The sequence below is a fragment of the Pseudomonas sp. TWP3-1 genome (assembly GCF_049896625.1).
GTDB lineage: Bacteria > Pseudomonadota > Gammaproteobacteria > Pseudomonadales > Pseudomonadaceae > Aquipseudomonas.
Window position 1 is genome coordinate 17909 of sequence record NZ_JAFCUQ010000030.1, and the last position, 11182, is coordinate 29090.

Sequence of the window (11182 nt, forward strand, 5' to 3'; positions counted from 1 at the left end):
TCAGCCCGCCAGCCTCACGTTGTAGCGTGTACAGAACGCCGCCTGAGCCTTGGTCGGGGCCAAGTCCTGCCACCTGACCAACTCAACCCGGGCAACACCGGCAACGTGCAACTGGGCGTCAACAGCGGAACGTGCGACCTCGACGCCGAGCCGCTTGCGTGGATTGATCCAGCCGGCCAATCGGCTTTTCGCTTCGGCCAAACTGGCGTCCGCTTCCGGGCCGGCACCGGCCATATGCAAGATGGCGTCAATCTCGTAGCGGATCACCTGCGCGCTCTGCACGGTCACCCGATCAGCGACCGGGCGAACGTCATCGTCATTCAACGCAGCGGCCACCGTCGCCAGCAGCTCCGGCGGCGCCACACCTTCGCCGTCCAGCCCCAGCACCGTTACCGTAACGTAACAAGGCGCCGGGCTTTCGGCCGTGGCATCCGCCACCAACCCCGAGGCGTTACGCGCGTGCAGGATGTAGCTGTTACGCGGGCCGGCCGTGGTCAAGCCTTCATAGGCCAACTGGATGCGCTCGCGAAACGGGTCGTCGTCTTCCATGACCTTGGGTACCGGTGGCACCGCCAGCAGATCCTCGGCTTGAATGACCAAGCGCTTCAGATTGACGTTGGCCCCTAAGTGATCGAGGTCACTGCCAATGGCGTGCGCCAGCAAGAGCGCCTTGCCGGCGTCATTAACCCGGGCGCGGTTGCCGACCTTGTTGTATGCCCCGACCTCCAGCAGTTTGGTCACTGGATCGCTTTCCAGCGCCGCCGTCCAGTTGCCGCCCATGTAGCCGCGAAACACGCTAAGCCCGTCCTGATAAACCTCTTCGAAGTCCAGAGGCTCCAACACGGTCGGCGCCGGTAACGACGACAGATCCACAATACTCATGCGGCCACCTCCAACGTGACGCCGTCGCCCATGTACCGCCCGACGATTTGCAGATTGATTTGCCCGCCAATGACGGAGATGACACGCACTTGATCCAGCTTTAAACGCGGTTCCCAGCGTCCCAGAGCGTGGGCAACCTCAGCCTGAACGGCGCTTTTCCAGCCCTCGTTAACGGGCAAATCGACAAACCGTCGCAGCTTGCTGCCGTACTCCATGCGGTGACGGCGACTGCCCAGCGGCGTGCTCAAGATGTCGGCAATGGATTGCCGCAGATGCTCGATGCCGGAGATAGGTAGGCCGGTATGGCGATCCATTCCGATCATCTAAATCACTCCAAGGCTTGAAGTTCGGGATGGGATTTAAGGAAGCTGACAGCCTGCTCATCGGACGCCGACACTCCGACGGTCGACTTGACCACCGCCAGCGTGCGCTCAGTGTTGGGGATACACAGGGTGCGCGACGTGTAGAGCTTGTCGCGAAACTTCATCAGCAGATCAGGCGTCCGCTGTTGGGCGGTAATGGGCTGGCGATTTTGCAACGGCAATTGCTCGTCGACAGGCAGGTCATTGATCTTGGCCATTGGTTTTCTCCGGACATAAATAAGCCCGCGCGCGGCGGGCCGGATGAATGATGGGTTAGTGCTTGTGGTGGTTGTCGCTGTTGCCAACGGCCATGATGTTCTTGGCACCGTCGATGTTGCCCGTTACGGATAACGCGCCGTCAATATTGACCGGCCCTTTGATATTCACGGTCGCTTCAAGATCGATTGTTCCCGACTTCACCGTGACCGCACTATCCGTCACGACCACGTCGGTACCGCCGACCTTGATCGCCACCGTTCCGCTCGGCAATGTGATGGTGTAGGAATTGGCCTGCCAGTCGTAGACCAGCGAGCCGCCATCATCGAAGCGCCAGACTTCGACATGGTCGCGGTTGTCCGGCGGCGGGCCGGCATTGCCGTACAGCCCCGGGACAAACGTACCTTGCGACACGTCACCACTGGGACTGATCAAGCTGCCCTGCTCCCCCATTGAAGGCGCCCGCCAGTGCCTGGCCTTGCCGGCGGCAATGCTGTGCCAACGCACCCAGGCGCTGACCCAGTCACTACCATCAGACACGCGACACACCGGCGGCGAAGCGCACAGATCCACCGCGACCACGTAGCAAGCCTTTACCGCCCCCGCGATCATGCGGTCATGCTGGGCGCTTGCGTAACTCATGGCAGATCCTCGGGCCGGAATGGACCGTCACCCGGGTCAACGTCAAACACCAACGTTCCCGGTGGTTCGTCAGGCCACGGCCATTCTTCGACACCGAGATAGACTTGCTGAATCCACTCCACCAGCCACACGGTGTATCCATCCAGTTGCGGCTGGGTCCAGTCCTGCAACGATTGCACAAACTCGGCGGGTTCAACTGCCAACCCCCACGTCTGCGCACGCAGCAGCACCGCCAACTGGGTCGCCAATTGCACGGCCTGTTGATGATGGTGCGGCTTGATCGGGTCAACAATGATCCGAGCCTCGAACTTGCAGACCAGCGAGGTTTCGCCGGTGCCGATATCGGTACCCGGCTCGATCTCGGCCACCTCCAGAAACACCGCTGGCAGCAACACGCGATCCTTGATGTCTGGCCAGGCTGTGACGGCCTGCACGCCAGGCAAGTGGGCACGCAGATGCTGTTCTACCGCCCGATAAAGCTGGTCCAGGCTGAACGGTTCTTCAGACATTGCCAATCCTCTTAAGGTATTTCTGCAGCTCAAAGTTGAGTTCTTGTTTGAGAATCTCCAGCAGACGCTCATCTGCCTTTTTGACCCAGCTGTCGAAATGCGGTCGGGCCTGTTCCAGCGACACCTTGGCTTTGGCCAGCGGGAAACGACTGCCGTGTTCGGCGACCCAGCCCGAACTCGCCCCGCGACCGGGGGACACCGTGCTGTCCGGGTAGTCGTCCCCGTTGAAATGCTTGCTGGCTGTGCGGATCCAGATGTCGGGCTTGTTGCCGTAGACCTTCTTGAGGAAAGCCCCTTGGTAACGACGCCCCGCCACCGACACACCGCTGCCGGTCTGCCGCCCCCGGCCGATCCGGCTGGATTCGATGGCGTTCAACCCGAACCACAGTTTGCCGCTCGCGGCACCGCCGGAAACCGGATAGCTGCGCAACCGCTGACGCACCGCTGCAACAGCAATGCGCTCTGACCGGCTGACGGCTCGGGCAATATGCGTGCGCAACCAGCCCAACGTCTTGTTGATTGCGCGCCGATGCGCCGCAGCAGCCGCTTTCGGCACCACCTTGGCAAAGTCCTGGAACGCCTGAAAATCTGCGGCCGAGGACTGGATAGAGATCATCCCGCCCCCGGCCGAGGGTTTGAAATAGCTGCCGACGCTCATGGGCGCAACCTCAGAATCAGGGCGACCAGTCCGTCGCCGCTCGGTTCGAGCTGCAGCAAGTCGTAGTCACCGCCGCCATCCAAGACAGGCAAGTCAACGCTGACCAGCAAGCCCTGCTCCAGGCCTTGCGAATCGCTGACGCGGATCTCGAAGCGCGGCTCGCGCAACCCGGTGTTGAGCTTGCCGAACTTGGGTTGCAGCCAAGGCGCGGCGAACATGCCGAACACTGGCTCCTCGCGACCCTCGATCCGTGCGGTGTCGCCCAGCGTTTCGAACACCACCGCGTCGACATCGGCAATCAGATCGCGAAAGCCCATGGTCAGAGTTCCAGCAGGATCTGGGCGCGCGGTCGAGTGCACAGGTGCAGTGGGTTGGACTGGGCTTCACCGGCCATGCCTTTGTTGAAGGGCAGCGGTTCAATCATGCTGTAGTACGGAATGCCCTGAGTGTTGACCGTTTCCATGTAGTCGGCAGGCGCGAACACCGACTTGTACAGATTGGGCACGCCTTCAGGAACCAGCAGCGCCTTATCGTCGTGGACGAAAGACACGCCGGCGACCTTGCCACGGTAGCGCTCCCAGATGATGCCGCCGAACTCGAAACTTTCGCGCGCATCACCACGCAGTGCCGCCGCCTGTTGACTGTTGAGGTAGGTCTCTTTGACCGACTTGTGAACGATCAGCTTGTTCCAGAAATTCTTGCCGCAGAAGGCGCGAGAACCGGTGCTGGTCACGCTGCCCAGCGCATCCTCCTGCATGTCCAGCGCTTCACCGCACTTGACCCGCAGCTCGGTACCGGAATCAGCCAGTCCCATGGACAACTTCTGACGCTGCACACCGAAGCGCTCATACAAATCCAGCAGCACCGTCGAACCGTCAGCGTCGAGGATCAGGCCGTTGAGTGCGCCCATGCGCTGGAATTCGTGCGTGGCGTCCAACTGACGGCGCGCTTTGGCTAGGCGGGTATTGACCACGTCCTGCACCGCTTGCAGTTCGGTGCGAGTGCCGAAGGCACGGATGCCTTGGATTTCATCGGCCTTGATGGTGAAGCGCTCCGGCAGGTGCACGGTGTTGAACGGGATCAGATTGCGCTTGCTGGCCGCGACCACCAGGCCCGAACCACCGCGTTCACCGGCAGGTACCAGTGCCAGGGTGTCACCGTCCTTTTCAATCTGCACGGTCAGGGTGGTAATGCCTTCCTCGCGGAACAAGCCCAAGGCACTGATGCGCCCTGGCAGATACGGTTGATCATTGAGTGCAGCGGTCAGCGAGGTAACGGTAAATGCTTCGTCGTCAAAAATGGCGATATCGGCCATGGGTACTCTCCAGAAACGAAAAATCCCGCACGCGGCGGGATGCATATAAAAGAAGGAAACGTCTTAGCGGACGATCAAAAAGTGCGTGGCCAAGGCTTTCTCGGCAGCCGGATCGAGGCCGGTCAAATGCGCTTCACTGACCTCCGCCAACCGCACCACGGCGCGACCGCGACGCACCACGTCGGATTCGCCGAGCGGGCCGTAGAGAATGGCGACCGCGTTTTCCGTGCCGTTTTCAGCAGTCGGTTCGTACGGTGCGAATTCGCCGGTGGCGGTCACCAGCCCGAGGATTTGTCCCGGCCACAATGCTGGACCCGCCGCGACATTGATCGCTTCGCGCGAGATCGTGCCAGCGCCTTCGGACAGCAGGAATTCACCTGCGTGCATCGGTTCCTGTTTGATGGTCATGCTCGTGCTCCTTTCGCGCCGCGCGCGGTTCCAGTTTGAGCCGCTTGGCGAGCAGCCCAAATCGAGTTGGGATCAGGTTGTTTGGCCAGCACCTTGGGTGCCGGGTCGTCCGCCAGCGGCAGACTGTTGTCGATTTCAAAGCCCTTGCCGCTGGTGACAATCTTGTCGAACAGACGCGCCCGCACCGCCGCCGCATCCAGACCTGCCGCGACATATTCGGCGCTGAATTCTGGCAGTCGCGCAGCCACGCAAAGGTCGTTCACCGCCTTGGCGCTTGCCAGACCCGCCAGAACAATTTCTTCGCTTTCGAGCTGGGTCGATTTGAGCAGCGGCTCGATCAGGTTGCTGATGCCCGCCGCCGTGCAGCGCTGAGTAATCATCAATGCCAACTTGGCCGAGTCGACTACAGGCGGCACCAGCGGCGGATCGACAGGTTCCAGTTCGGGATCCGGTTCAGGTAGCTCGTCGAGCTGGGCCAGCAATTCAGCCGGTGCGTTCTGGAATCGTTGCAGCACCGCGCCTTGACCGAGACAGGCCTTGACCTTGAGGCCGTCACCGACTTCATCGGCCAGCCCCAGTGCCACCGCTTCGTTGGCGGTCAGCCAGGTTTCAGCCGCTACCAAACGCCGCAGCTCGACCTCGTCGATGTTCGGTGCCTTGGCCTTGTAGGCCGCGATGATCGCTTCCATGGTCTGGTCGAGGACGTCGGCTATCTTGCGGAAGCCTTCCGCATCACCGGCGGCGTAGGTCCACGGGTTGTGGATCATCAACATCGCGTTGGAAGCGATCACCACGCGGTGCGCACCGCACACGGCGACACTGGCGGCGCTCGCTGCGAGCGCATCGATCCGGCCGGTGCAGCGCTCGCCCAACCGCGACAGCGCGTTGTGCATGGCCAGCCCGTCGAACAGATCGCCGCCGATGCTGTTGAACGCGGCCACCACCGGTGACACACCATCATCCATGGCGCGCAGATCCTGCACGAACTGATTGGCGGTGATGCCCCACGCGCCGATCTCGCCGTAGACGAACACTTCGATCACTCGCTCGGTGGACTCGCCGCTGGCATGAACGGCGTACCAGGTCTTGTCCTGTACCTCGACGCGTTTGCCGGCACGGTTGTAAATACGCGGTTTCGCGGTTTTGCTCATGGTTGCTCCTTGTCGTCGTTGTCTTCGACGGCATCAAGGGTGTTGTAGTTGAGGCCCAATGCTGTGGCGCGCGCCAGATCGGCGGCGTTCTCCAGATCGACCGTTTCAGCGTCATAGCCGGTGCGCAGGACCATCTCGCTACGCGAGGCAAAGCCGGCTTGCACTTCCATCCGCCGTGCTTGCACGTCCTGAACCGGCTGGATGTAGGCCCAGCCTTGTGGCACCCAACGGGTACGCAGGTACTGGCGGCGCTTCTGCGCGTAATCGTCCAGCACCAGGACACCCGACAGCACCGCCATGTCCATCCACGCGGCCCGCACTGGGCGGCAAAGTTGATGCACGTACACGCTGAATTGCAGTTGCTCCAGGCGGCGCCGAAACTCGTTGAGCACCACCCGCAGCGCTCGGTCGTTGATACCGCGCATGTCGCCGGTGAGGATCTCGTAAGGCGTACCACTACCGGCCGCTGCAGCCATCAATTGCTGCCGCATGAAGTCTGGGTAGTTGTTGCCCGCATCCGGCGGCTTAGAGAATTCAACCTCCTCGCCAGCCCCAAGCTCCTGCATGGTGCCGGGTTCGAGCGCGACCATCGGGGTGAAGCCGTCGCGGTCCAGATCCAGCAAGGCGCCGGTGACTGGATCGCGTGGCGTCTGCCCCGACTCCGGCGCCGGCCGCTTGATGAAACCGGCAAACAGGTTGGCTACCTCTTGGCGGAACAGCACCGCGTCGTCGTAGTTGTCGAGACTGCGCAGGCGCTTCAGCACCGGCGACAATCGCGGGACACCGCGCAACTGACCCGGCTCAACCGGTTCAAAGATGTGCAGCACCTGTGCGGCTGGCACGCGCACCAGTTGGTTGTAGCCGGCGTTCAGCGACGCCGCATCGCGCGGATGCGACAGGTACATGTGGTACGCCACCCGCTTGCCGCCGGGGGTGAACTCGATGCCGGCACGGATGACATTGCCGTTTTTGGCGCTCTCGAATTTGTCGTGCGGCACGAACTCCGGTGCGAGGATCTGTAGCTGCAGCGGAACCGCCAATCCTTCATCCAGACTGCGAGGACGCAACCGAACGAAGCATTCGCCCGAGGTTTCCACTGTGCGCGCCACAAGCGCCTGCTGGCCGTAGAAGTCGGTACGGTCATCCGCATCTGACTCATCGACCCAATCTCCCCACAGCTCCTGCAGCAGTTTGCGCAAGGCATCATCGTCGGTCGTTGGCCTCGGAGTGATGCCCGTGCCGATCAGGTTGCTGACGCGCTTGTCGATGACGTTGAAGGCATACGGGTCATTGCGAACCGCTGCGCGGGAGCGCGACCGCAGGTTGCGCAGTGCCGGGGTATTGATGCTGTTGATCCCGTTGTCGGGAGCATCCCAGCCAGTGGAGCGGCGTCCCTCTCCGGCGCCTTCGTAACTGGCCTTGATGTTGGACGGCAGGACAAATCCGTTACGGGTCAGCGTTGGAAACTGTCGGGCCATCAGACCCCCTTCCCTGCGTGGTACAGCCGGACCACGCGCGAACGTGGCCCGGCGGCGCTGGCCAGCGACGAGCGAATTTCCTCGCGCGCCCTGAGCAGCTCATCGACCGTGCGATATTCCACGGTACGGTCGGTGTAGCGCACAGTTTTCTCACCGCGAGCAATGGCCGCCTCAACCGCGTCGAGGTGCTTCTGGGTAAATGACATATCAGCGTCTCTTCAGGTAGCCGCTGGTGGAGCTGCGGCGTTGAGGTGGTGTTGCTGCTGGACGCGGTGGCACGACCGAAACAGCGGGTGGTGAAGCCGGGGACCGAACAGGTGTAGCTGGGCCAATACTATCGACCCGTTCACCTTGAACGGGCTTGATGCCCAGCGCTTCGTCAAATAGTCCGGACTGTGCCAAGGACTGACGTACGCGCTCCCAGTCGTGTTCCTTGTATCGGTGGAGGCCCAGGTAATGCGCCATGGCGAGGCAATACACCATCAGATCGAGCGCTTCGTTGCGCTCGGCCTTGCCCTTAACCCATTCGATGCGCTTGTGGCCACGCACATAACGGGCGACCTTGCGTTCTGCGACGCACTGTTCAAAGAAGTCGTCTGGCAGGTCATTCGCGAAATGCAACGCGCCCGGCCCGGACTCAAATGGGTAGCGGTTGTAGATCCAGTCCTTCGCCGTATCTGTACCGACGAACCAAAGCTCAGCACCGTTGCGTTCGGTCTGGCCTTTCCACGTCACGTCGACCATGGACGGGCGTTGAGCAATGACCGGTTTGCCGGGTTTGCTCGCCCCCTTGATGGCGAAGACGTTCCGCCAGCGACGAACGCGGCAGAATTGGTAGACCTCATCGGTGTGGTGACCACCGGAGTCAACGGCCACCGCAAGAATGCCCAGACCGACACCGCACGGATGGCGATATTTGGGCTTGAGTAATTCGTCCAGCGCCGCCCAGGTGCGCTCGTCTGCGGGATCGCCGGAGACCACTTGGTAGTCGACGACCCAACGCTCCATGCCGACGCCCCAACCCATCGCCATGAATTCCAGCCGGTTGGCTTGAACGTCAACGGCGCCGGTGATCATCATCACCGCCGCCGGCAGAGAGCCAAGGGTGTAGCCTTCCAACCGCGCGCGCTGCCTCAGAACGTCGGCTTTGGTCTGCTCTTGAGCCGCGTCCCACACCTTCGCCAGACGGGTGTTGTAGAACACCTGCATGGGCTCAAGATCGCCTTTGGCCTGGGCCTTTTTTGCCTTCTCGAATTGCTTAGCCAGCGACTTCCAGTCCATCCAACCGAGCGGTGAATACAGCGCGTTAAGGTGGAAACCCACCGTCTCGCCGTCCCCCTCGGCATGAGCGCGCCACTCGCCCTTGGCGAGCATTTCACCCTTGTGGTACTCATCGATCAGTACGTCACAGTCCATCCCGGACGCCGCGCATTTGTAATGCACTATGCTGAAGTCGGCCGAGTAGAGAAGGTTCTCCCACTCAAGCACCTGCATGTGCCCACAGTACGGGCACGGCACGTAGTAATGACGCTGGTCACTGCCGTCGAATAGGTCGGAGATTCGCGAGGCGCCCTTGATCGTCGGCGAGCTGGAGAAGTAGAACTTGGCGTTACGGCCAAAGGTACTACCCCGAGTTTCCGCCAGTTCAATGGGGTCGCCCTCCTCGCCGATGTCGACCTCCCAGCGGTCGATTTCGTCACCGTAAACGTAGCGCGCCGACAGCTCCGACAGGTTGGCGGCCGAGCCGGCGGTGGTGACGTACAACGTGCCACCCTCGAACTCTTTGGTGTCCATCGTGTTGCGCGAATCCCGCGAGCGGTTAGCCGCGACACGCTCGCGCAGTACCGGCGTCGCCTTGATCGTTTTGCCGATCCGCGAGGACACCCGTTTGGCCAGGCCGAGGCTCGGCAGTAATGCCAGGATATTCGACGGTGCCATGTGCATCAGTCCGCCAATCCAATTCAGGCCGATCTGAGTTTTCATTAGCTGCGACGCGACCATGGTGATCACGCGCTTGCAGGGATGAGCCGGCGATAGGCACCGCATGGGCTCGCGGGCATACGGTGTACGCGAGGTGCGGTACTGGCCCGGCTCAGCGGCGCCGGTGTCACGCGGGATCCGCATGTACTCATCGGCCCACTGATCGATCCAGACGTCCGGGTCGGGCCGTAGCCCACGGAAATACGCCTCGCGGTACACCTCTGCACCGTCGGGAATTTCCGTGGGCATGGGCTTAACTCGTGGTCAGTGCGTGTTCAAGATCCGCTGAAGACATGCGTTCTGCGTCTTCCAGCGAGCGGCGAATCGCCGCCGTGAGGTGCTTTTCGATTTCCCAAGGGTCGGTCATCGACGCCAGTTCTGGAGCCAGTTGCGGCGGCATGCCCAGCAGTTGATCGCGCAGCATGCGACCGGCGTTGTAGGCGCCGGACTGCACCGCCGACAGGGCAACCAGCGAACCCTTGGCCTTGTGCAACTCGATCTCGGCGAGCTGTGCCAGGTTGTGCTCGCGCAGTGCCCGGGCCTTCTGAAAGTCGGGGAGCTGCCCCGCAGGGGTAATCGTGAGCGGCGGCGCAGCCGTTGAAGTCGGCTCGGCCTGGCTGGATAGCTGGCTGTAAACGTCACGCTGAAGCCGGTCCTGATGGTGCCGGTCAGCGACGGCTGTCTTGCTGGGGTCAGCGGTGTCGCGAATCAACGCTTCGCTGGCCGTGACATCGACCTGTTTACCGTCGGCAGTCAGCACCAGACGGTTGTTGTTTTTCAACCAAGTGATGTAGCTGGGCGCCCTGCCGATCCGAGCCGCAAAGGCGCTCTTTGACAGGTACATTGGTTCTGTCATAAGCCCTCCTTTTCAACGGCTTTTCAATGGAACCTTTCGATTTCAATGGATTGAATTTCAGTAAGCTGGCAACCCTGCCGCTAACAGTTTCCCGCGGGTTTCCGACCCCGTACCCTCCGAATAACCCCAGGGTCCCCGGCGGTTTCAGGCTGGCCCGCCACCATTCGGTGGGACTTCACACACCCCCAACCGCTTGGCAGCCCATCGTTCGTACAAGCCGATGGCGACATCGGCGCCGGCCATCGCGGTGAGGCAACCCAAGGCGCCCGCTGTCCAGATCGACATGCCCGCCGCGATCATCAACATCATCGCCGACACCCCGCAGACAATGCAGGCACCGGAGCGAAGCGCAAGCCGGCGTAACAACGCCCAGCCCCGCGCCCCATCCTTGTCTGCGCGCCACATCTCTCCCGATACGCCACCGACCAAGGCCAGGACGATCACTAACCAAATCGGCATCTCTGCCAGTGCTTGTTGCTCGCTTGTCATCGCCTACCCCATAAACGCAAAAACCCGGCGCAATGGCCGGGTTTGGTGGTGTGGTGCGTGCCGCTCTCTGCGGTCGCACGTATCGAAGATGGGTACTTTTTACAGGTGGATTCCGGTGGCAGCAAGCGAGTTTTAATGCCATGGAGCAATACGGGTGCAACGTGGGTGTGACGCAGGTGCAACAGGGGTGCAACGCATTCAATCGGCTATCGCTTCTGGTGCCCCGTCCTACCTGT

15 protein-coding genes are annotated in these 11182 nt (G+C 61.7%); all 15 read right to left on the reverse strand.

Annotation, left to right across the window (positions count from 1 at the left end; genetic code table 11):
• The 15 genes from ACP7BN_RS26625 to ACP7BN_RS26695 all read right to left on the reverse strand — a co-directional run bounded on the left by ACP7BN_RS26625 (window position 1) and on the right by ACP7BN_RS26695 (window position 10946).
• Window positions 1-882, reverse strand: coding sequence for a baseplate assembly protein (locus ACP7BN_RS26625; RefSeq protein ID WP_426206770.1), 882 nt, complete (start codon window positions 880-882; stop codon window positions 1-3).
• Window positions 879-1205: a GPW/gp25 family protein gene (locus tag ACP7BN_RS26630; RefSeq protein ID WP_426206771.1), complete on the reverse strand. Its 327-nt coding sequence runs from the start codon at window positions 1203-1205 to the stop codon at window positions 879-881. Before ACP7BN_RS26630 ends, ACP7BN_RS26625 begins: the two co-directional genes overlap by 4 nt.
• A 5-nt stretch (window positions 1206-1210) precedes the next feature.
• Complete coding sequence (locus tag ACP7BN_RS26635; RefSeq protein WP_426206773.1) at window positions 1211-1462, reverse strand: hypothetical protein; 252 nt, start codon at window positions 1460-1462, stop codon at window positions 1211-1213.
• 55 nt (window positions 1463-1517) lie between these two features.
• The gene (locus ACP7BN_RS26640; protein WP_426206774.1) at window positions 1518-2102 is read right to left on the reverse strand and encodes a phage baseplate assembly protein V; all 585 of its coding nucleotides are present in this window, start codon (window positions 2100-2102) and stop codon (window positions 1518-1520) included.
• The gene (locus ACP7BN_RS26645) at window positions 2099-2611 is read right to left on the reverse strand and encodes a hypothetical protein (RefSeq protein WP_426206775.1); all 513 of its coding nucleotides are present in this window, start codon (window positions 2609-2611) and stop codon (window positions 2099-2101) included. The genes ACP7BN_RS26640 and ACP7BN_RS26645 overlap by 4 nt, the downstream gene beginning before the upstream one ends.
• Window positions 2604-3269 carry a hypothetical protein gene (locus ACP7BN_RS26650; protein WP_426206776.1) on the reverse strand — a complete coding sequence of 222 codons (666 nt, stop codon included), beginning with the start codon at window positions 3267-3269 and terminating at the stop codon, window positions 2604-2606. Before ACP7BN_RS26650 ends, ACP7BN_RS26645 begins: the two co-directional genes overlap by 8 nt.
• Window positions 3266-3586, reverse strand: coding sequence for a head-tail joining protein (locus ACP7BN_RS26655; protein ID WP_426206777.1), 321 nt, complete (start codon window positions 3584-3586; stop codon window positions 3266-3268). Before ACP7BN_RS26655 ends, ACP7BN_RS26650 begins: the two co-directional genes overlap by 4 nt.
• A gap of 2 nt (window positions 3587-3588) precedes the next feature.
• Window positions 3589-4584, reverse strand: coding sequence for a major capsid protein (locus ACP7BN_RS26660; protein ID WP_426206778.1), 996 nt, complete (start codon window positions 4582-4584; stop codon window positions 3589-3591).
• A 63-nt stretch (window positions 4585-4647) separates the two neighbouring features.
• Entirely contained in the window at window positions 4648-4992 is a 345-nt protein-coding gene (locus tag ACP7BN_RS26665; RefSeq protein WP_426206779.1) for a head decoration protein, read from the reverse strand.
• Window positions 4989-6143, reverse strand: a complete 1155-nt coding sequence (locus ACP7BN_RS26670; RefSeq protein ID WP_426206780.1) for a head maturation protease, ClpP-related — start codon at window positions 6141-6143, stop codon at window positions 4989-4991. The genes ACP7BN_RS26665 and ACP7BN_RS26670 overlap by 4 nt, the downstream gene beginning before the upstream one ends.
• The gene (locus tag ACP7BN_RS26675) at window positions 6140-7621 is read right to left on the reverse strand and encodes a phage portal protein (protein ID WP_426206781.1); all 1482 of its coding nucleotides are present in this window, start codon (window positions 7619-7621) and stop codon (window positions 6140-6142) included. Before ACP7BN_RS26675 ends, ACP7BN_RS26670 begins: the two co-directional genes overlap by 4 nt.
• A complete protein-coding gene (locus tag ACP7BN_RS26680; protein WP_426206782.1) occupies window positions 7621-7827 on the reverse strand; it encodes a phage head-tail joining protein in 207 nt (68 codons plus the stop codon). Before ACP7BN_RS26680 ends, ACP7BN_RS26675 begins: the two co-directional genes overlap by 1 nt.
• 1 nt (window position 7828) lies before the next feature.
• Window positions 7829-9850, reverse strand: a complete 2022-nt coding sequence (locus ACP7BN_RS26685) for a phage terminase large subunit family protein (RefSeq protein ID WP_426206783.1) — start codon at window positions 9848-9850, stop codon at window positions 7829-7831.
• A gap of 4 nt (window positions 9851-9854) precedes the next feature.
• On the reverse strand, window positions 9855-10457 hold the full coding sequence (locus ACP7BN_RS26690; protein WP_426206784.1) for a terminase small subunit: 603 nt from the start codon (window positions 10455-10457) through the stop codon (window positions 9855-9857).
• A gap of 144 nt (window positions 10458-10601) precedes the next feature.
• Window positions 10602-10946, reverse strand: a complete 345-nt coding sequence (locus ACP7BN_RS26695) for a phage holin family protein (protein WP_426206785.1) — start codon at window positions 10944-10946, stop codon at window positions 10602-10604.
• Window positions 10947-11182 lie beyond the last annotated feature (236 nt).